At 35.5% G+C, this 19,807-nt stretch carries 20 protein-coding genes; 9 read left to right on the top strand and 11 right to left on the bottom strand.

Features of this window, described 5'->3' with window-relative positions; translation table 11 throughout:
* Positions 1-89 precede the first annotated feature (89 nt).
* The 4 genes from CKJ95_RS10660 to CKJ95_RS10645 all read right to left on the bottom strand — a co-directional run bounded on the left by CKJ95_RS10660 (position 90) and on the right by CKJ95_RS10645 (position 5,293).
* Positions 90-1,571, bottom strand: a complete 1,482-nt coding sequence (locus CKJ95_RS10660; protein WP_099353480.1) for an extracellular solute-binding protein — start codon at positions 1,569-1,571, stop codon at positions 90-92.
* Between the two features lie 276 nt (positions 1,572-1,847).
* Positions 1,848-3,311 carry an extracellular solute-binding protein gene (locus CKJ95_RS10655; RefSeq protein WP_099353479.1) on the bottom strand — a complete coding sequence of 488 codons (1,464 nt, stop codon included), beginning with the start codon at positions 3,309-3,311 and terminating at the stop codon, positions 1,848-1,850.
* Positions 3,312-3,604: 293 nt separating this feature from the next.
* Positions 3,605-4,765, bottom strand: coding sequence for an acyl-CoA dehydrogenase family protein (locus CKJ95_RS10650; protein ID WP_099353401.1), 1,161 nt, complete (start codon positions 4,763-4,765; stop codon positions 3,605-3,607).
* Positions 4,766-4,951: 186 nt separating this feature from the next.
* On the bottom strand, positions 4,952-5,293 hold the full coding sequence (locus CKJ95_RS10645; protein ID WP_099353400.1) for a YckD family protein: 342 nt from the start codon (positions 5,291-5,293) through the stop codon (positions 4,952-4,954).
* 335 nt (positions 5,294-5,628) lie between these two features.
* Between CKJ95_RS10645 and CKJ95_RS10640 the strand changes: the two genes are divergently transcribed.
* Positions 5,629-6,402, top strand: coding sequence for a serine/threonine protein kinase (locus tag CKJ95_RS10640; protein ID WP_099353399.1), 774 nt, complete (start codon positions 5,629-5,631; stop codon positions 6,400-6,402).
* Positions 6,403-6,429: 27 nt separating this feature from the next.
* On the opposite strand, the gene CKJ95_RS10635 is transcribed toward CKJ95_RS10640, so the two are convergent.
* Entirely contained in the window at positions 6,430-7,122 is a 693-nt protein-coding gene (locus tag CKJ95_RS10635; RefSeq protein WP_099353398.1) for a TerC family protein, read from the bottom strand.
* Between the two features lie 167 nt (positions 7,123-7,289).
* On the opposite strand from CKJ95_RS10635, the gene CKJ95_RS10630 reads away from it, so the two are divergent.
* Together CKJ95_RS10630 and CKJ95_RS10625 are read left to right on the top strand one after the other, a co-directional pair.
* A complete protein-coding gene (locus tag CKJ95_RS10630) occupies positions 7,290-9,425 on the top strand; it encodes a GDYXXLXY domain-containing protein (protein ID WP_099353397.1) in 2,136 nt (711 codons plus the stop codon).
* A gap of 99 nt (positions 9,426-9,524) precedes the next feature.
* Complete coding sequence (locus CKJ95_RS10625; protein ID WP_099353396.1) at positions 9,525-10,724, top strand: M20 family metallopeptidase; 1,200 nt, start codon at positions 9,525-9,527, stop codon at positions 10,722-10,724.
* Positions 10,725-10,773: 49 nt separating this feature from the next.
* Here CKJ95_RS10625 and CKJ95_RS10620 read toward each other — a convergent pair whose 3' ends face one another.
* The 3 genes from CKJ95_RS10620 to CKJ95_RS10610 form a co-directional block, all read right to left on the bottom strand.
* Positions 10,774-11,484: an EcsC family protein gene (locus CKJ95_RS10620; protein WP_099353395.1), complete on the bottom strand. Its 711-nt coding sequence runs from the start codon at positions 11,482-11,484 to the stop codon at positions 10,774-10,776.
* 65 nt (positions 11,485-11,549) lie between these two features.
* Positions 11,550-12,779, bottom strand: a complete 1,230-nt coding sequence (locus tag CKJ95_RS10615; RefSeq protein WP_099353394.1) for an ABC transporter permease — start codon at positions 12,777-12,779, stop codon at positions 11,550-11,552.
* Positions 12,772-13,512, bottom strand: coding sequence for an ABC transporter ATP-binding protein (locus CKJ95_RS10610; RefSeq protein WP_099353393.1), 741 nt, complete (start codon positions 13,510-13,512; stop codon positions 12,772-12,774). The genes CKJ95_RS10615 and CKJ95_RS10610 overlap by 8 nt, the downstream gene beginning before the upstream one ends.
* 621 nt (positions 13,513-14,133) lie before the next feature.
* On the opposite strand from CKJ95_RS10610, the gene CKJ95_RS10605 reads away from it, so the two are divergent.
* The 4 genes from CKJ95_RS10605 (at position 14,134) to CKJ95_RS10590 (ending at position 16,889) form a co-directional block, all read left to right on the top strand.
* Positions 14,134-14,565 (top strand): HIT family protein, encoded by a 432-nt coding sequence (locus tag CKJ95_RS10605; RefSeq protein WP_099353392.1) that lies wholly within the window; start codon positions 14,134-14,136, stop codon positions 14,563-14,565.
* Positions 14,566-14,714: 149 nt separating this feature from the next.
* Positions 14,715-15,797 carry a 3-phosphoserine/phosphohydroxythreonine transaminase gene (gene serC / locus CKJ95_RS10600; protein ID WP_099353391.1) on the top strand — a complete coding sequence of 361 codons (1,083 nt, stop codon included), beginning with the start codon at positions 14,715-14,717 and terminating at the stop codon, positions 15,795-15,797.
* Positions 15,798-15,915: 118 nt separating this feature from the next.
* Positions 15,916-16,434, top strand: a complete 519-nt coding sequence (locus CKJ95_RS10595) for a tryptophan transporter (protein WP_099353390.1) — start codon at positions 15,916-15,918, stop codon at positions 16,432-16,434.
* Between the two features lie 257 nt (positions 16,435-16,691).
* Positions 16,692-16,889, top strand: a complete 198-nt coding sequence (locus CKJ95_RS10590) for a sporulation YhaL family protein (protein ID WP_099353389.1) — start codon at positions 16,692-16,694, stop codon at positions 16,887-16,889.
* Positions 16,890-16,935: 46 nt separating this feature from the next.
* Here CKJ95_RS10590 and CKJ95_RS10585 read toward each other — a convergent pair whose 3' ends face one another.
* Positions 16,936-17,790 (bottom strand): peptidylprolyl isomerase, encoded by an 855-nt coding sequence (locus CKJ95_RS10585; RefSeq protein WP_099353388.1) that lies wholly within the window; start codon positions 17,788-17,790, stop codon positions 16,936-16,938.
* Between the two features lie 305 nt (positions 17,791-18,095).
* Here CKJ95_RS10585 and CKJ95_RS10580 point away from each other — a divergent pair, with 305 nt between their 5' ends.
* On the top strand, positions 18,096-18,179 hold the full coding sequence (locus CKJ95_RS10580; protein WP_139339540.1) for a YjcZ family sporulation protein: 84 nt from the start codon (positions 18,096-18,098) through the stop codon (positions 18,177-18,179).
* A gap of 181 nt (positions 18,180-18,360) precedes the next feature.
* Here the strand turns inward: CKJ95_RS10580 and CKJ95_RS10575 are convergent, their stop codons facing one another.
* On the bottom strand, positions 18,361-18,540 hold the full coding sequence (locus tag CKJ95_RS10575) for a hypothetical protein (RefSeq protein WP_099353387.1): 180 nt from the start codon (positions 18,538-18,540) through the stop codon (positions 18,361-18,363).
* 137 nt (positions 18,541-18,677) lie between these two features.
* Positions 18,678-19,217, bottom strand: coding sequence for a DUF3267 domain-containing protein (locus CKJ95_RS10570; protein ID WP_099353386.1), 540 nt, complete (start codon positions 19,215-19,217; stop codon positions 18,678-18,680).
* Positions 19,218-19,465: 248 nt separating this feature from the next.
* Between CKJ95_RS10570 and CKJ95_RS10565 the strand changes: the two genes are divergently transcribed.
* Positions 19,466-19,807: a DUF1878 family protein gene (locus tag CKJ95_RS10565; protein WP_099353385.1), complete on the top strand. Its 342-nt coding sequence runs from the start codon at positions 19,466-19,468 to the stop codon at positions 19,805-19,807.

Raw genomic sequence — 19,807 nt, 5'->3', positions numbered from 1 at the left:
TAGAGTTACCCATTTATTCAGTTAGATGATGTAATAAAATAAAAGGCTGTATGGACAGCCTTTTATTTCAGCATTAAGAGTTCGATGAATTATTTAGACTTTTTATAAGACTCGTTAAATTCTTTAATCACATCGTTCCCGCCAGACTTTTTCCAATCTTCAATTGCTTTCTCAAAGCCTGCTTTATCAAGATCTCCTAAGATGTACTGATAAGTTGCATCAGTCATTTTTTGAGCAAGGAGTTCTCCTTTTTCCGCAAAAGTAGCAGAGTCAAGTGCATTTGTTGGATTATGAATTAAGTATTTCTCATTATCGATGATTAATTCTTCCGCTTTTTCCTTAGCTGGTAATGTGAATACCCCTTCATATCTTCCGTTAGTCTTAGGCTCACCAATTTCAATTGCTTGATATGGTTTTACTTCACGGTTCGTTAAATCTTGGTCCTCAGATGCTAAAGCTCTACCATCTTGTACTTCGTAGTGTTCACCTTCAATACCCCAGAAAATTAGGTTAGCAATTTCAGGTGTAGCTAATTTATCAAAGAAACCTAGAATTCCTTTTAATTCTTCTTCTGATTCAACAGCAGATTTAGGGAATAATACTACGTTACCGTAACCAGGGATTGCCCATACTCCAAATTCTCCATTTGGACCCTTAATATTATTATGAACATCGTACTCAATGTCAGGATTTAGGGCTACTGCATCCTTGTGAAGACTTACAACGTCGGCCATTGAACCAATATACATTCCTGCAGTACCATTTTTAAAGAATGCTTGTTGATCTTCTTTACTTGTTACAGGGAAGTCTTGGTTAATATACCCATTGTCACGAAGGTCTTTAAAGAAATCCATTGTTTGAACATATTCATCAAACATAAATTCTGGAAGAAGTTCTCCGTCCTTTTCGCCCCAATCATTTGGTGTTCCAAACCAAGATGAAATCGTTTTAAATGCTCCATATACTAAATCACTACGGTCAGTTAATCCAAATGTATCATCTTTTCCATTGCCATCTGGATCATTTTCAGTAAAAGCTTTAGCCATTTCATAAATATCCTCAGTTGTTTCAGGAGTTCCTAGACCTAAATTCTTAGCCCAGTCGCTTCTATAAATTAAACCTTGGCGAGATAATGGTCTTCCTTGATAGATTGAATAAATTTTTCCATCAACAGCAGTGTTAGCTAAAATTTGTTCATTTAGTTTACTTAAGTTTGGAAACTCGTCTAAGTATGGACCGATTTCCCAGAACTGGCCATCGCGAATTGCTTCTTTAAACTGGACGAATGTAGTCTGGTTTTTTAAGAATACTGCTTCTGGTAATGTTTCTGTTGCAAACGCTGTATTCAGTTTTTCCTCATAGCTAGTATCAGGAGTCCACTGAATGGTTAGATCTACACCTGTTTTCTCCTCTAATAACTTTTCAACCTTGTCAGATGGAACCTCAGGTGTGTGAAGGTTAGCCATAAGTGTAAAACTAACTTTTTCATTTGATTCTTTTGGCTTGTCAGAGTCTTTCGCATCTGAAGCGCTTTCATTTGAACAAGCAGCTAAACCGCCAACCCCTAACATCAATGCAAGGGACAAGCCTAAAAACTTCTTCTTACTTTGCTTCAAAGTAATTCCCCCTATATATTTTTTTGGTACACCTTAAATTTATCTCCATGATCGTATGATGTGAATAATCAATTTCTCACATGTCCTTATTATATCAAGGTTTGTAAACACCTACATCGATGATTATTAGAAAATGATTATCATATTTACAAAAGTTTCAAAACTTTCACAAAGTGGATAAAAAAAGTGAAGGCATAATTTCAGCCTTCACCTTACTATTTTTGAAACTACTTATTTTACATTCTGGTAAGCTTCATTAAACTCTTTAATTACATTTTCCCCACCAGATTTTTTCCAATCTTCAATCGCTTTTTCAAATCCAGCCTCATCTAGATCACCGAGAATATATTGATATGTTGCATCAATCATTTTTTGGTTCAGAAGCTCTCCTCTTTCTGCAAAAGTAGGTGAATCAAGTGGAATTGTTGGGTCATGAATTAAATAATTTTCATTATCTACAATTAGTTTTTCAGCCTTTTGTTTTGCAGGCAGAGTATGGACTCCTTCATATCTTCCATTTGTCTTTGGTTCACCAATTTCAAGTGACTGATATGGTTTTACTTCTCTAGTTGTTAATTCAGTATCCTCTGAGTTAAGTGCTCCACCATCCTGAACAGTATAGTGTTCTCCCTCAATTCCCCAGAATATCATGTTTGAGATTTCAGGTGTAACTAATTTATCGAAGAAACCAAGGATATCTTTTAATTCTTCTTCACTTTCAACTGCTGATTTCGGGAATAATACAACGTTTCCGTAACCTGGGATTGCCCAGATACCGTATTCACCATTAGAACCTACAATTTTATTATGAACATCAAATTCAACATCTGGATTAAGTTGTTTCGCATCTTTATCAATACTAATTACGTCTGACATTGATCCAATGTACATACCAGCAGTTCCGTTTTTAAAGAATGCTTGCTGATCTTCTTTACTTGTTACCGGGAAGTCTTGGTTAATATAGCCGTTATCACGTAGCTTTTTCATGAAATCCATCGTTTGTTTATACTCATCAAACATAAACTCTGGAAGAAGTTGTCCTTCCTTTTCACCCCAGTTGTTTGGAGTTCCAAACCAAGATGCTACAGTTTTAAACGCACCATATGATAAGTCAGCACGATCAGTTATTCCAAATGTGTCATCTTTACCGTTTCCGTCTGGATCATCTTCCGTAAATGCTCTTGCCATTTCATAAATATCATCTATTGTTTCTGGGGTTCCTAAGCCTAATTTTTCTGCCCAATCTTTTCTATAAATCAAACCTTGGCGAGATAATGATCTACCTTGGTATAACGAATAGATTTTTCCATCAACAGCAGTGTTTTCTAAGATTTGTTCATTTAACTTACTTAGATTTGGAAACTCGTCTAAATATGGACCAATTTCCCAAAACTGTCCATCACGGATTGCTTCCTTAAATTGAATGAATGTTGTTTGATTCTTTAGGAAAACAGCCTCTGGCAGTGTTTCAGTGGCAAATGCTGTATTTAACTTTTCTTCATAACTCGTATCTGGAGTCCATTGGATAGTCAAATCAACATCTGTCTTTTCCTCTAGGAGCTTTTCGATCCTATCAGATGGAACTTCTGGGGTGTAAAGGTTTGCCATAATCGTGAAACTAGTTTTTCCATCTTTATTTGTGTTGTTAGAAGCACCAGAGCTTGAACATGCAGCCAGTCCACCTGCTCCTAGCATTAATGCTAAAGACAAACCTAAAAGTTTCTTTTTACTATTTTTCAAAACTATTTACCTCCTAACAGGAATGTTTATTACTCTCTCAATCTATTTGATTTAAAGGGTTCCGTAAATAATCACTATCTTAGTTACTCTTATTATATAAGGCTCTATGGGCATTTACGAGATTGGATAGTAAGAAATTGATTACCTATTTATAGAAAAAAATATTATTCTAGTCAACATATTTTAATTCTTAAATTAATAAAAGTAGCCGCGAACAGCGACTACTTTCTCAATTTAGTTAGATAAAGTTATTTTTCCATTTCTTTAAATGCTTCATCCGCTAATTTTGCAATTGTCATGTCATCCATTGGGGGATTATGAAGTCCCGCTCTTACATCTCGATAATAGCGTTGTAACGGATTGGACTTTTGAAGGCTCTTAGCTCCAACTATTCGCATTGCTTTATCTACAACGGAAATAGCGCTATTTGTAGCAATATATTTCGCAAGCCCGAGTTCTGAACCAAGCTGACTTCGATCAGCAGTCCTGTCCCATTTGTCAGCAATTGCATAAAGAATATGGCGTGCCTTTAAAAGCTCTGCCTCCATTTCTCCCACATTCCGCCTGACATTTGGAATCGTTTTAATCGGTCCATTTAGGCTGTTAGGCGAGTATTCATTCGCAAATTTCACAGCATAATTTCTTGCTGCAATTGCAATTCCCAAGTAGCAAGCCGGAATATGAAGCAGCCAACCATTTGGAGTTGCTTTTTGCTCAGGGGTTACCATTTCAACTAAATCATCTTCATTCAGCTCAACATTTGTGAGGACAAGATCGTGACTTCCTGTACCTCTCATGGAAATTGTGTTCCAGGTTTCTTCGATTTCAACTCCAGACTTAGATCTTTCAACTAAAAACTCCCCAACTTGGTCCGTTCCTTCTATTGAGGCAATTACCCCAAAATAATCGAGGGCTGGTGACATTGTTGTAAAAGATTTTCTGCCAGACAAGACCCACTTATCGCCTTCTTTTCTAGCTGTTGTTTGAGGTTTACCTCCCCTCGTTGGGCTTCCTGTTTGAGGTTCAGTTGCCGCTCGATTATAAAGAGCACCTTGTAAAACTTCTTTTGCGTAAAATGTTCGCTTTTCTTCCGTCCAACGCTTTTTATCAAACAAATCCATAGTTGCGCCTAAATGCCATCCGATTGATAAAGCGGTTGAGCCATCTCCTACAGCAAGTCGTTCTTGAAGTAATACGAAGTCATATAAGGAAAGCCCTTCTTTCCCACCATATTCCTTTGGAACAGAAAGGCTAGTATATCCTGTATTTCTAAGTTCCTCTATATTTAATAGAGGGAACTCACCTGTTTCATCATACTCTGCTGCTCTTTCGTTAAATTTATCTGCTAATTCACATGCCAGCTTATATAAGCGTTCTTGTTTCTCTGTTTTAATAAATGAAATGGGCATTTTCACCTCTCCTTTTTCAAACACCCTTAAGTTATTTTCTTTTTATTATACTATTCCTATTGGAATAAATAAAAAAGGATGCCTTAATATGAGGATGTGATACTAAATGAGATAATGATTATTTCGCATTCAATAAAAAAAGCTAGACAAAACAGGACATGTTTTACCTAGCTAATTATTATCGATTTAGTCATTATCATTCTTATCGTCATCATCTTCGTGCTTTTTATGATGATGCATTGGGATATATCCGTGTTCTTTGATCTTCTGGTAATGTTCGTCTAACCAGTTCAGTTTTTTATCTGCTTTTTCTTTTGTAAGGACACCATATTCAACATATTTATTTATAATCTCCTTTTTTGTTTCAAGAAGATCAAGATACAGCTTATCAAGCTCTTGCTTTTGCTGATCGGTTAGATCCACCTTTGGCTTTTGGTCAACATTTCCCATTTCCGCAGATGCTTGGATTTCACCCACTAACAAAAAACTTAGAAATAAAGCTAAACCAGTAAAAATTATTCTTTTCATTATGATACTCCCTTTCTTCTTATGTACAAAACTCGTATATAGTATCCTTAGTTAAAACAAGAAATATACTTAGAAATTAGCAATAATTACCACACTGATTATTTGTAACCTTTCATTCATTAAATCGTAATAAAGGTATGATATATTAATCCCATCAAGAAACAAAGGAGGAGTTATATGTTAAAGAAGATAATAAAGACCATTCTAAAAGAGGCGTCCAAACCAAAAAAATATCACTATTCAAGTAGTGACTATAAATACAAACACAAGAAACATTCTCACTTAGGACATCAATATTATAAGAAAAACTATAAAAAGAAATTCTTCTCCAGTTAATGAATGGGCTATGGAAAATTCGTGAAAGAGCTTTAAAACCTGGAAAAATTATCTCGGATTATTTAATTGAGGATGTTATTGGAATCGGTGGTTATGGGATTGTCTATTCAGCTACATCGACCAATTCAGATGAACCTGTAATTATAAAACAACTTCGAGCACGTAAACAAAATAAAGCAGGGGTCGCCTCTTTTAACAAAGAAAAGGAGATCCTACAACATCTGGATCATCACTCTATTCCTAGCTTCGTAGACTTTTTCTATAACCGTGGTCGCTATTTCCTTGTTATGAAAAGAATGAATGGGATTACATTAGATAAATTAATTTTTGAGCATGGAAAAGCATTTACTAAAATTGAGGCCTTTCAAATTTTAGAGAAAATTTTGGAAATCCTAGACAATATACACTCTGAACGCATTGTCCACCTTGATTTACGCCCACCGAACATTATGGTGGATAATGAAGAACAAGTATCCATTATTGATTTTGGCTTATCTGCATTTATTAACTCAACCGTTAAAAAGCGAAGCAATTCATTGATGAGAGAACCCCAGCCAAAAAGTGATTTTTATGCAATTGGTCATACCCTACTTTTTATACTATATTCCGCTTATACTCCAACTTCTGAAAAGAGAAAAAGCTGGGAAGAGGAACTAGAACTTTCAGCCTTGCAAAAACAGTTTATACGAAAGTTACTTCAAATAGAAAGCCCATTCCTTCATACAAATGAGGTGTTAAGTAAAATTCGCCTTATTCTTAAAGACATAAAATAGTAAAGGCAGCCAAATGGCTGCCTTTCTTTAAGAAGCTTTTTGTTTTTCCTTAATTGATTGCGCTTTTGTTTTCTTCGCCTTTGTTCCAATAAATACAACCGCAATTACGATTAGCGCTTCAAACGCATACCTGAACCAAGGATTTTCAAAGAACTCTTGTAGAAATGGTTCTCCTACAATCATTTTTGCTGCTGTATAGGAAAGGATGGCTGCACCGATTGTAACAATAATTGGGAAACGGTCAATTAATTTAATGAACAGCGTACTTCCCCAAACCATGATTGGGACCGATATGATGAGCCCTGTTATGACCAGAACAAAGCTACCATGAGCTGCTCCCGCTACTCCTAGAACATTATCGAGTCCCATTAAAGCATCCGCTACTATAATCGTTCTAACTGCGGCTGCAAAAGATCCCTTTGCCTCTATATTATGTTCATCTTGATCATCAACTAGAAGCTTATACGCAATCCAAATGAGTAGAATTCCACCTACTAGATGTAATCCTGGTAACTCAAGGAGCCAAACAACAACTAATGTAGCTGCAGCACGAATGATGATTGCCCCAACAGTTCCCCATATGATTGCTTTTTTTTGCTGTTCCTTTGGTAAATTTCTTGCGGCTAAACCGATAACAATCGCATTATCGCCTGCTAAGACGAGATCAATTACTATAATCGAAAGTAGAGCTGAAAAAAACTCTGCTGAAAAGAATTCCATAAGTAATTCACCTCGGGATTAGGTTTCCCTAATCTTTCATGAAATTGTTCTTTAAATAATGGTATCACGATTGGAAAAATATATTATAATCATTACAACGATTCATCTTAACCACATATAGTATTAGTAGGATATTTATTTTTCCATGAGGAAATGGGGAGTATGAAATGAAGAAATTGATTCCTTTTGGTTACTTTGCTTCGATTGTTTTGGTTTTATCTGGAATTCTTTACTTTTTTGCTGCTAACTGGCCAGAATTTTCACGGTATGAAAAACTTTCACTTTCGGTTGCTGCAATGCTTTTGTTTTATTTGTTATCTGTGCTTTCCACAAAACTTCTTTCACAACAATTATTTTTAGGGAAATGGTTGTTAGTGGCAGGTGCAGTCACCTTTGGATTATCTATTGCATTAATTGGTCAAATTTATAATTCTCATGCAGACAGTTATGTCCTATTTCTTGTTTGGCTAATACCAGTTTTACTGCTTGCAATAAGCACAAATTATACTCCTTTTCCCATTATGAGCTTTATCCTTTTTCATCTCGCATATTGGTTCTATATGAATCCCTCATCGTACTTCATTGTTCACACAGATTTCCAAGAGTGGCTCATATATCTTGTAATTGCAGTACTCAATCTTATCCTCTTTATTCTTACCTTTACTCCGGTATTGGATAATAAAGCCCTTCGCTATATGTCCTATACGATGACCCATATTATGTTAATCGGAATGAGTATTTTCGAATTGTATGAACCCTATAGTGGCTGGACGAATGTCTTATATATTTTGTTTGCTGCCATTTGTTATTTTTATCTTGCAACGAAGAAAATTGATAAGTATCTTTCCATTATTCTTTTCACAATGGTTAGTATTTACGTCTGTACAAAAATTATTGAAATACCATTTTTATTCGGAGATTCAATAGGATATCTTGGCTTGCAAATAGTAGGTTCAATTGCCTCCATCGCTCTAATTATCGGCGGAATCTTATTGGCTAGGCATTTATCTTCTAAGCATTCAGAAGCTCCAATAGGTCAAGCGATTAAAGGTACATTAATCGTGATTGTTACACTCATTGGTTCTTTCATGTTTTCGATTAGCTTTGGGGGAGTTCTCTTCCTGTTATTCTCTAGCTTCTATGCCACGGTTGTTTTGAGTTTATTATTTATTACTACAGGTTTATTTGTGAAAAAGCTTGGGCCCTATGTTCGAAACACGCTACTGTTTATCGGATTTTTCTCAGGTCTACTTGAAGCATTTTTCCTATCTACACCCATTACAATTTTCTTTTTAATCGTATCTATTGTTGTAACTGTGGTCATGAAAGATGGAATCATTAGATTCATGAGTTACACAACTATCATTGGTTGTTGTGTAAATCTAATTTTAGATGAATTAGGAATGTGGGTTCATTTAGAATTTGTATTCATAGGTTTTGCACTAGTCAATGCAATAATCTATTATTTTGTTCGACCGCAAGCTGCATTAAAACGAATAAGTTTATTTTACAGCTTACTCTTGTTCTACGCTCTTACCTTTTTAGATAATTTGCTTTGGCAGGAAATTATCTATAGCTTATTGTTTTTTATCATAACAACAATACTTGTTCTTTCCTTCTCTCGAATAGACGATTTATTTCTATTTAGAATGACGTTATTGTTCTGGATTGCTCTATTTATTTCAACTTATTATGACCTTGTTTGGTCACTTGTACACAAATCACTATCACTACTTCTGATCGGCCTAATTTTCTTCGTAATCACTCAATTCTTTGAACGAAGAGCTGGAAAAAATGAATTAAAGAAAGAAAAGGTTTTTACGAAAAAGCAGTGGAGTCTTATTGGACTCATTCTTCTTTTACAGTTGACGATTGTAGGTTACCAAATTGGGACTAGTGAGTCATTATTAAAAAACGGGAAAGAAATTACACTGGAGTTAGCACCTGTTGACCCACGTTCGATGCTTCAGGGTGACTATGTGATTTTGCGTTATGAAATTGCAGAAGTCAATGAATTAAAAAATGTACAATCAGGAAATAAAGTGTTTATTCTTGCGAAACAAGACCAACACGGTATCTATCAACGGGAGAAAATACTAACTTCTATTGATCCCCGTGACTATCAACTCGATCAAGATGAGGTCCTTATTGCCGGTAAATACAACGGCTATAATGGCATTATCATCGGTATAGAAAGTTATTTTGTTAAAGAAGGTACAGGATTAGAGTTACAGCGTAATGCAAAGCACGCTAAAGTAAAAGTTTCGAAAAACGGAAATGCATTACTACAGTCGATTGAGTAGGAGGCCAAAAGCCTCCTTTTTTCATGCAAAATTACGATACTACACAACTTATCATGATATAATTTATAGGTATTATAAAGTGAAGGGGAGAATCGAGAAATGTTACAAAACCTATATGAATCTTTAGACAAAAAATATACTGAAATGGTTGATATTCGACGTTATTTACACCAACACCCAGAAGTTTCATTTAAAGAATATAAAACCGCTGAATACATCTCGAATTTTTATAAAAATTTAGGAATTGAAGTGCGAACAAATGTAGGCGGCAATGGTGTTGTGGCGAAGATCCATGGAAACAAACCAGGTCCAACTGTAGCTTTACGCGCTGATTTCGATGCCCTTCCAATTCAGGACGAAAAAGATGTACCTTATAAGTCAACTGTTCCTGGTGTCATGCATGCTTGTGGACATGATGGCCATACTGCTACATTGCTAGTATTAGCAAAAACACTTCAAGAAATGAAGGAACAACTCTCTGGAACAGTGGTCCTCATTCACCAACATGCAGAGGAATTTGCTCCAGGCGGTGCTATTTCTATGATTGAAGATGGCTGCCTTGAAGGAGTAGATGTTATCTTCGGTACACATCTATGGGCAACAACGCCTACTGGAACAATTGAATACCGCGTTGGTCCTATCATGGCTGCTGCAGATCGTTTTGAGGTTAAAATTCAAGGCTCAGGTGGTCACGGAGCACATCCGCATACAACGAAAGATGCTGTTGTTATTGGGTCTCAGTTAGTTATGAACTTACAACAAATTGTGAGCAGACGCGTTGATCCAGTTGAATCTGCAGTTGTATCAATTGGTTCGTTCGTTGCAGAAAATCCTTTTAACGTAATTGCAGACTCCGTAAAACTTGGAGGAACAGTAAGAACATTTAGTGAAGATGTTAGAGACCAAATCGAGCATGAAATTGAGCGAATTATAAAAGGAACATGTATTGCCGCTGATTCTACTTACTCCTATGCCTTTCATCGTGGGTATCCTGCTGTCGTCAATCATAAAGAACAAACGGATTTCCTAGTTGAGGCTGCTGAAAATGTACCGGGAGTGACAAATGTTACTGAAGCAGCACCACAAATGGGTGGCGAGGATTTTGCTTATTATTTACAGCATGTACCTGGAACTTTCTTCTTTACAGGTGCGAAGCCAGCTGATGTAACAGAGGCCTTTCCACATCATCATCCAAAATTCGATATTGATGAAAAAGCCATGCTTATAGCTGCCAAAACATTAGGAACAGCAACATTAAATTATCTTTCAGTCAAAAAATCTGAAGAAGCAACTGTATAAAAATAAAACGCAAGAATGATGATCATTTCACACCATTCTTGCGTTTTTATTATTGTAGTATTCGAATACGATAACAATTTTTTGCGACTTCACCTAAGTGATCGAGTAAATTGTAATTAGCATATGCCCCAACAACTGCTCCAACACCTGGGAGTAATTGAAGCATTTTTACGAAATCAATATAATCTCGGTATTCTTGCTGAAAGACACGCCAATCCATTTCCAATAAGCTTTCTTTCATTACTTCCCAATTCTCGATAATCCCAAATGTTTTCTTTTTATGTTCATCACTAGAAAAAGCCAACTGAAACACATACAACAAGAAAAGACGTTCCTCATAATTTTTCGTATCAAACCCATGAATCGCTGCTACTTCAAATAAAAACTTCATCTTTATTGAAAGAAGCAAAGGGAAATCGGCCAAGGCTAAAAAAAATCCTCCTGCACCTGTTCCAGCTCCTTCTGCAGCTGCAGTTCGTCTATATACTGTTAATTTTTCTTCTATTAGCTTTTCTTTTACCTGCAATGTCATTACATCTGGATAATTTCCCTTTGTTGTGTATTCTGACCCAACTAATGTAGCTTGAACCATCTTTTTGATGCTTTCGGTAATAACCGTATGGGCTTTTTCAGGAATCATCTCATTCACTTTTGTTTGAGCTTTTTTCGAAACACGTTGGAGCATAGTAGATTTTTTTATAAGCTTTTTTCGCCATTGAAATAATTCCTCTTCCACTTTTAACAGATATGAATCATCCATGCGCCTCTACCCCTCTTTTAATTTAATACTTACTACGATTTAAAATAGGGATAGGTTTCAAATGATTAACTATACATCCGGTCAAGCTTTTGTACCTTCCCCTTTGTATAAACAAATACAAAAAGATAGACGAACACTAGACCTGCAACCAATAATAAGAATGTTGTCGAGATTTCAACTGTTAGTAAAAGGATCACTGTAAATAAAACACATTGAACAACTAGTAACTGGAATAGAAACTGCAAATAGGAAGATAATTTCGATTCTTCACTCACCGGATATAATCGAACCCATATTTTCAAGCTATGGTGTCTCCATAATGTGATAAGCTGGTAGCCTGTTAAATACAAGAACAATATCATCACAAACGCTTTACCATATTGAAATGGGACGAAATAAATAATCAATCCGCCAATAATGGTGAGCCTCGTATACATTCCTAAGTAGTCGCTTGTCCGCAAAAAGGTACGCGTATATAAATAGCGGAATGTATTTTTCTTAGAGTATGAAATTAGACCGGTTACCCAGTTAAGCCATGGCCGTCTTTTCACCCGCTCCTTTAGTTTAGGAACATCTGTAAATAAATTTGCAATTCGATAAAAAGTAAGCATTCTCTTTGACTCTAACTCGATTAAAGTATTCCATTTTATCCCTTTTCCTTCAACTGCCTTATGAAAATAAAGAAGCAGCCCGAGCATGAGTAAAACAACACAACCGATAAAGATAATTGATGCACCAGAAAATAACAAGTACATAAGCACGATATTTAAAATAAGCCTGATTACGGTGTCAGTAAAATAAGTTGAGTTTTCCTGGTCATGCTGAGTTAACCATGTCAATAGCAGGTTCCATGCTTTGCTTAAAAGAACAATTACAAAGATAGCTGCTAAGGACGAAAAGGTTTTATCTGTAACAGCTAGATATAAAGGTGCTGCAATTGCAAACACAATTAATAATAAGTAAATTTGAGAAAACAGGCTATACCAAAATGCTTTTTGAAAATAAGCAGTTAACTTCGTTTCTATAGGCAATAAGAAAACAAGGTCAGGCTCTTTCACTAAGGTTTGAACTCGACTTCTTGTCAATATAGCTCCTAAAACAAGTGCAATTATAATCGCGTAAGGAAATTCCTTAGGAACATCCTGCAACCAATAATTATAGTAGTATGCCCCTCCCCCACCTAAAAAGAGGAGAGCGATTAGCAAATGGTCATTTAACATATACCGCAAATAACGGCTTATTTCCTTAAAATGTTGGATCTGGCGCTTTTTCCATAGTTCTTTGATATCAATCATTTTCTTCTTCCTTTGTCAGGCTGATATAAATATCATCGAGTGATGCATTCTCCATTTTAAATTGTCTACGGAGATCTTCTAAGGCTCCTGAAGCCTTTACCTTTCCGTTATGTAAAATGATAAAAGAATCGCAATACTTTTCGGCAGTCGCTAAAATATGAGTGGACATTAAGATGCCCGCTCCTTGATTTTTCTTTTTATTCATTAGTTCTAACAAGGATTGAATACCAAGAGGATCCAAACCTACAAAAGGTTCATCAATGATATAAACGTCTGGCTCAACTAAAAAAGCACACATAATCATAACTTTTTGCTTCATTCCTTTTGAAAAATGAGCCGGGAAAAACTTTACCTTTTTTTCCATTCGAAATTCTTTTAATAAAGGTTCAAGCCTTTCTTCAAACATTTTCTTATCAAGTCCATAGGCCATTGCTGTTAATTCAAGATGTTCATAAAGGGTTAACTCATCATAAAGGATCGGTGTTTCTGGAATAAAACTAAACTTGGATCGATAAGCTTCCATGTCCTCTTGAATCGTTTTTCCATGAATATGGATAGACCCTTTCTTTGGCTCCATTAGGCCAATAATATGTTTAATTGTCGTGCTTTTCCCCGCACCGTTTAAGCCGATTAATCCTACAATTTCGTTTTGATTAACTTTGAAGGAAACATCCTTAAGAACAGGATTTTGAGTGTAACCACCGGTTAGATTTTTTATCTCTAGTAGTGCCATGTAAAGCTCCCTTCTTACCTACCTATATTTCCTATATCATATCAAAAATTGCCATTTTTACATAGTTAAAAAATTTGAATAGAACATTTAAAAACGGCCATACTAATTTTTGAAGAGGGCAAGAAAAAAGCCTTTGATGTTAATCATCTACCTGGAATGAGGTGTTTGTTAAAGACAATATCCTTGTTTTAGACGACAGCTTTTTATACCTGTTATAAGGGGATGGTTACTTTGGGAAATGTGAGAGAAAAGTAAGTTCGAAACAAATTACCACTAACAAAATAACATTATTTTGTAAATGAGGTGTTTGTTAAAGGCTACCTAGTCGCTTTATAAGTTGTATTAACTTATAAACATTAGACAAGGGGATGGTCCGATTGAACTACGGAATTGACTCACTCCATTAGATAAAGACTTTCATTCCTAAAAAAAATGAGGTGTTTATCAAAGATACCGTTAACCTATAACAAAAAGCCTTCTTCAAAAACAGGATGCATCCTTTGCGATCGCATCCTGTTTTCTTTTTTTAAAATATTTATTACAACATGAAAATTTTAACATCGAATGAACATGTGATAAAATACTAGTTATTAACTGAATTTTTGAAAGGAATGGACGTAAATGAGTGATTGTATTTTTTGTAAAATCATCAATGGTGAAATTCCAAGTGCAAAGGTTTTTGAAAATGAACATGTGTATGCCTTCCTAGACATCAGCCAAGTATCAAAAGGACATACTCTTGTTATCCCAAAAATACATAAAGAAAATGTATTTGAATTAACGCCAGAAATTGCCCAAAATATCTTTGAAGTTGTTCCATCCATTGCAAATTCAATTAAAAAAGAATTTAATCCAATCGGTATGAACCTGTTACAAAATAACGGTGAGCAAGCTGGACAATCTGTATTCCACTTCCACTTACACCTCATTCCTCGTTATGGAAAAGGCGATGGATTTGGCATCGTATGGAAGTCTCATGAAAGTCAGTACTCAGCCGAAGATTTACAAAATATTGCCTCAAGCATTTCAAAATCAATCGAACAAAAAAATTAATCCTAAAAAGGCAAGACTTACGGTCTTGTCTTTCTTTATGGTTTGAAAGCGTTATTTCGTGTTTTTTCTAAAAATTTCACTTTTTTTTTCATAAAAACATGATAAGATAACTTTATTCAACTAAAGCAACAAAATAGGAGGATTCAAACATGCAACGAGCTTACAATTTTAATGCCGGTCCCTCTGCTCTCCCAATTGAAGTTTTAAGTCGAGCCCAAGCCGAACTTAATAATTTCAAAGGAACTGGCATGTCTGTAATGGAATTAAGTCATCGTAGTAAAGAATATGACCAAGTACATCAACAAGCTATTTCTGATTTACGTAGTCTCATGGGTATTCCAGATGACTACCATGTATTATTTTTACAGGGTGGCGCTAGTTTACAATTCTCAATGATTCCCATGAACTTTCTCACTCCAGGTAAAAAAGGTGACTACATATTAACTGGTTCTTGGTCTCAAAAAGCACTTGATGAGGCAAATAAACTCGGAGAAACCAATATAGTCGCATCCAGTAAAGAAGATAAATACAATTATATCCCTGAAATTGGTGAGAACGCTCATTCAGAGAACTCTGCTTATGTTCATATCACATCAAACAACACCATTTATGGGACACAATGGGAAAAGTACCCAACCTACACCAATGTGCCATTAATTGCAGATATGTCCAGTGATATTTTATGTAGAGAAATTAATGTAGAACAATTTGGGATGATCTATGCTGGTGCTCAAAAAAACCTTGGTCCATCTGGGGTAACCGTTGCTATCATTAAAGATTCCCTATTAAAAGAAGGCAATAGCAATCTCCCGACCATGCTAGATTACAAAACACATGTAAAATCTAATTCGCTTTATAATACTCCACCTACTTTTTCAATTTACATGCTTTCACTTGTGCTTGAATGGGTGAAGGAGCAAGGTGGCGTACCTGCAATTGAAGCGAAGAATAATGAAAAAGCATCTCTTTTATATCATACAATTGATGAATCAGATGGCTTCTATAAAGCACATGCTAAAAAAGGCAGTCGTTCCACGATGAATGTTTCATACACACTTCCAAGTGAAGAGCTTACGAAAAAGTTTTTAGCACAAGCAAAGGAAATGGGTTTCGTAGGATTAAATGGACATCGCTCAATCGGAGGTTGCCGTGCTTCCATCTACAATGCGGTCCCTTATGAGTCTGTTGAAGCCCTTGCCTCATTTATGAAGGCCTTTAAATCAGATAATTAGAACTGTAAATTGGTCTAATAGTCTGATATACTTATAGATAAGATTCTTGCAATAGGCAATGAGTGCACTATTGGAGAATCCAAAAATATAGCTTAGAAAAGCTGAGGAGAGATGAGAAATGAATACAAAGGTTTTAGTGTTTTTAGCATTATTAGTTGGAATGGGTGCTGTACTGCACACAGTTATGCCGGGAATTTACCTAGGGATGAAGCCTGATTTATTGTTAATCTTCATGTTTTTAGGTATTATGTTATTCCCTGAAAAGAAATACGTGTTGCTTGTAGCAATTGTCGGCGGTGTGATTTCAGCATTGACAACAACCTTCCCAGGTGGTCAAATTGCGAACCCTGTCGATAAATTAGTATCAGCATTCGTATTCTATGGCATGTTTACAGTTGCAAGAAAGCAGACACAATCACTAGTAATGGTATGTGCTATTACTGCAGTAGGAATTTTAGTTTCTGGATTTGTTTTCTTAAACACTGCACTTATTATTGCTGGTCTACCTGGAACATTCATCGGATTGTTCATTGGCGTAGTCATCCCAGCAACTGTAATGGGTACAATTGCAATGGCGATTATTTATCCAGTTGCACAACAAATTATTAGACGTACAAACTTTACAGTTAGTGCATAATCATGAATTTCTGGTGTCCGACTATTTGGCGGGCACCCTTTTTCTGTCCATTTATTTGTGAATTAGTTAAAGTCTATAGAACAGAATTAAAACTAATAGAATGAAAAAAAATTGATAGAAATGAAATAACGTCGATAGAATCAAGTGATCCACTATTTCTACTCTTCATCTCCAACAAAAATCTATGAAATTAAGTGATATCTAGTCATTTTTCATCATATAGTAGAAGTAAAAAGTGGGACAAGGAGTGGAATTCTATGTTAACAGTACCTTGGTTTGTATATGTAGCGTTATTTGGAGTTCTTTTTAGTGCATATATGGTGATTAGGACATCTAGAGAGGATAAGAAGATTGAAGACTCCTATATTGAGCAAGAAGGCAATGTATATATCGAACGTATGAATAGCGAAAAAGAAAAACGTTCTAAGCAAATGAATAAACCAGAGGCCATGTAAAAAACGGCACATAAAAAGGACCGTTCACTAAAACGGTCCTTTCTCATTATTCTGCTGCTGGAGCTTTGAATAAGTCTTTAAAATCGTCATCCTTCACTTTTACATCTGCATTATCAATTGCTTTGTCTAAAGCAGTTTGAAGGGCAGTTTGGTCTGCTTGAAGTAAAGCTTTACGAATTTCGTCCTTTTTCTCTTGTTCCATCTTATCGAAACCTTCAGTTGTTCCGGTTACTTTAATAATGTGATAGCCAAATTGGGATTCAACAATATCACTTGTTTCGCCTTCTTTAAGGGTAAAGGCAACTTCTTCAAATTCAGGAACCATACGTCCTTTTCCAAACCAACCAAGATCTCCACCATTTTGAGCTGAACCATCTTCAGAGTATTCCTGAGCTACATCTTCGAATTTTTCACCACTGTCAAGCTTAGCCTTAGCTTCTTCAATTTTCTTTTTTGCTTCTGCTTTTTGCTCTTCAGTTGCATCTTGCGGAACTTGAGCTAAGATATGGCTTGCTTTAACCACTTCTCCTTCTTTCACTTCAACTTCTTCCAATGCAGCTTTTTCTTTTAACATGTCAGACTTAAGAAGTTCACGAACGAATTCCTCTCCATTTTGCTCAACAATTGCATCAAACTGAGCACCAAGAGCAGCTTGCATTTCTTCATACTTTGCATCTATTTCTTTATCTGTCACTTCATATTTCTCTGATAATACTTTAGTATAAACTAAATCTTTAAGGATCACTGCGCCTGCTTGATCCTTCATTGCATTATATAATTCGTCTTTTGTTACATTTCCAGCTTTTGTCTCTACAAGTACTGCTGAATCGTCGGCATTATTACATGCACTTAGACCAAGAATACCTACAGCAGCCGTTAAAGCAATTATTGATTTTTTCATTACACACACTCCTACTATGTACATTTTTTATATACGGTTTGTCCAAGGGTACAAAAATTACTATAACATACTTTTAAAAAAGAAAGAAAACATTTTCGCAAGATTATTCAAAAATCTGGGACATTCGCACAGTCATATAGGCTTTATGCGAATAGGATATAGTGAACTGAATAACAAGGCTTTTGTCTTTCAAGTTCAAAAATTCAGTTGATTGTGAAAAAGAATTCCTAAAGGCGAGACACTCGCCTATTCGTTCACAAATGATTTCGCATAAAATACCGTACAAAGACATTGGAGGTGTTACTATGGGTCACGGATACGGTGGTGGATTCGCGCTAATTGTCGTGTTATTCATCCTTCTAATCATCGTTGGTGCTGCTTGGTTCTAAGAAAAGCTTAAGTGACTTGCTCAGCCCCGACAAGCATAAGAAAAGCTGGCTAGAAGGATGCCTTTTATCCTTCTTGACAGGTTGGCTAGACCAGAGAGGGGCTAGGCGCTTGAGCTAGACAATCTAAAAAACCTACTCTAAAAAAAAAGGATGGCCGAAAAATCGGTCATCCTTTTTCCATTTACGTAAACAAGACCTCTACATAGGAGGAAATAAGTAAAATGGTAATTAAAATATTAATTGTTCGATAAACTTTTGGCTGGCGGTCATCAGGAATTTCTTTTTGCTCACATAGCCGGAAAGTCATTTGATTAATGTAAAACAAAATAAAAGCAGCAAATGGAATATAAAATAAGAGCACTCCTCATCCCCCCATCTAAAATCAAACATGCCGTGGCATTTTTTCCCCTAGATTTTGTTCAATCATGAAAATCTAAGACTCCCAGAAGGCTCAACTTTATTCATTACTGAGTATCCAAAATCCCAAGTGAATAAAGTTTATTTATGAATTAAAATATCATAGCCATCCTCTACTTCTTCAACAGTACAAGATCTTGGTGCCTTAATAAACTGACCTAAATAGATAAAATCAGGAACACAGAATCCAAAATTGATCGCTGCAATAATGGAAAAATAATGTATATAGACCGGAAAAGCAACACACGCACCAAGCAGAAGAGTAGTAATCAATAAAAATGGTGTACTCATTACTAAAATGATAAACGGTTTAGAAAGTGCATCTTTTGAACGAGTAGAAACAATTGGAATGATTCCGTACATCCATTTAAATGTTACTTTTAGTTTTTTACCAGTTACCCAAAACGGTAAAACATGCAAGGTTGCATGTAATGGATAAATCAACAATAAAGCTAATAAAAAATAAATTGATCCATCTTCATTTAGTTTAATTGAAGAATACATAAGATTCATTGGCAAATAAAAAAGAATAAATGCAATGAACATTGATATCAAGGATACCAACACAATTCGATGGAATCCATAATCCTTTGAAAGATTAATGGTTTTCCAACAAGTCATACTAAATCACCATCCGCAATCATAAGAAGTAAATAATTGGAAGTCCTATCCAAATCAAAGTAAAAAAATTCTAAATTAGTTACTCTAAACTTACTAAACTACTTTACTTTGTTTCTAACAAAAATGCAATAGGTATCCAAAAGAACGATAAAATACATGTTTTTTCGACTTTTTTCGCGGTTTTTGGGCATATTATTTAAAAACAAACTTATTGTATTCATTCAACTAAAGAATTTGAGGTGTTAACTATGGAGTCAATTGAAGAGCGTTTGGAGCGACTTGAATATTATCAGTCACTCATCTTACCGTTGTTAGAGGATAAGTTATCACCGTTTCATCAATTAATAATGGAAGCAAAATTAACAAAAAAAGACGTTGAAGACTTATTGGACCTTTGTGAAGAGATGAGCATTAAATATAAAAAACAAAAAGCGGAGGGATTAATATGTTTCACGCCGCTTTTAACTCAATTTGTAGGGATGCTTCATCCCCACTTAGATCCAAAAACAACAATCGACGTATTAGCGAAAGAAAGAAAATATACCCCTTTAATGTACGAGTTTAAAGGGATAATCAACAAAATAAACTGA

Origin of the sequence: Fredinandcohnia onubensis, assembly GCF_002734285.1 — a bacterium.
Lineage (GTDB): Bacteria > Bacillota > Bacilli > Bacillales > Bacillaceae_L > Ferdinandcohnia > Ferdinandcohnia onubensis_A.
Note: the sequence above shows the minus strand (reverse complement) of the source record. Positions and strands in the feature narration are given on the sequence as shown.

Bases quoted from the DNA above. Each gene is read 5' to 3' on its own strand.
- CKJ95_RS10660 (WP_099353480.1), bottom strand. From the start codon at position 1,571: ATGTTAGGGGTTGGCGGTTTAGCTGCTTGTTCAAATGAAAGCGCTTCA.
- CKJ95_RS10655 (WP_099353479.1), bottom strand. From the start codon at position 3,311: ATGCTAGGAGCAGGTGGACTGGCTGCATGTTCAAGCTCTGGTGCTTCT.
- CKJ95_RS10650 (WP_099353401.1), bottom strand. From the start codon at position 4,765: ATGCCCATTTCATTTATTAAAACAGAGAAACAAGAACGCTTATATAAG.
- CKJ95_RS10645 (WP_099353400.1), bottom strand. From the start codon at position 5,293: ATGAAAAGAATAATTTTTACTGGTTTAGCTTTATTTCTAAGTTTTTTG.
- CKJ95_RS10640 (WP_099353399.1), top strand. From the start codon at position 5,629: ATGAATGGGCTATGGAAAATTCGTGAAAGAGCTTTAAAACCTGGAAAA.
- CKJ95_RS10635 (WP_099353398.1), bottom strand. From the start codon at position 7,122: ATGGAATTCTTTTCAGCAGAGTTTTTTTCAGCTCTACTTTCGATTATA.
- CKJ95_RS10630 (WP_099353397.1), top strand. From the start codon at position 7,290: ATGAAGAAATTGATTCCTTTTGGTTACTTTGCTTCGATTGTTTTGGTT.
- CKJ95_RS10625 (WP_099353396.1), top strand. From the start codon at position 9,525: ATGTTACAAAACCTATATGAATCTTTAGACAAAAAATATACTGAAATG.
- CKJ95_RS10620 (WP_099353395.1), bottom strand. From the start codon at position 11,484: ATGGATGATTCATATCTGTTAAAAGTGGAAGAGGAATTATTTCAATGG.
- CKJ95_RS10615 (WP_099353394.1), bottom strand. From the start codon at position 12,779: ATGATTGATATCAAAGAACTATGGAAAAAGCGCCAGATCCAACATTTT.
- CKJ95_RS10610 (WP_099353393.1), bottom strand. From the start codon at position 13,512: ATGGCACTACTAGAGATAAAAAATCTAACCGGTGGTTACACTCAAAAT.
- CKJ95_RS10605 (WP_099353392.1), top strand. From the start codon at position 14,134: ATGAGTGATTGTATTTTTTGTAAAATCATCAATGGTGAAATTCCAAGT.
- serC (WP_099353391.1), top strand. From the start codon at position 14,715: ATGCAACGAGCTTACAATTTTAATGCCGGTCCCTCTGCTCTCCCAATT.
- CKJ95_RS10595 (WP_099353390.1), top strand. From the start codon at position 15,916: ATGAATACAAAGGTTTTAGTGTTTTTAGCATTATTAGTTGGAATGGGT.
- CKJ95_RS10590 (WP_099353389.1), top strand. From the start codon at position 16,692: ATGTTAACAGTACCTTGGTTTGTATATGTAGCGTTATTTGGAGTTCTT.
- CKJ95_RS10585 (WP_099353388.1), bottom strand. From the start codon at position 17,790: ATGAAAAAATCAATAATTGCTTTAACGGCTGCTGTAGGTATTCTTGGT.
- CKJ95_RS10580 (WP_139339540.1), top strand. From the start codon at position 18,096: ATGGGTCACGGATACGGTGGTGGATTCGCGCTAATTGTCGTGTTATTC.
- CKJ95_RS10570 (WP_099353386.1), bottom strand. From the start codon at position 19,217: ATGACTTGTTGGAAAACCATTAATCTTTCAAAGGATTATGGATTCCAT.
- CKJ95_RS10565 (WP_099353385.1), top strand. From the start codon at position 19,466: ATGGAGTCAATTGAAGAGCGTTTGGAGCGACTTGAATATTATCAGTCA.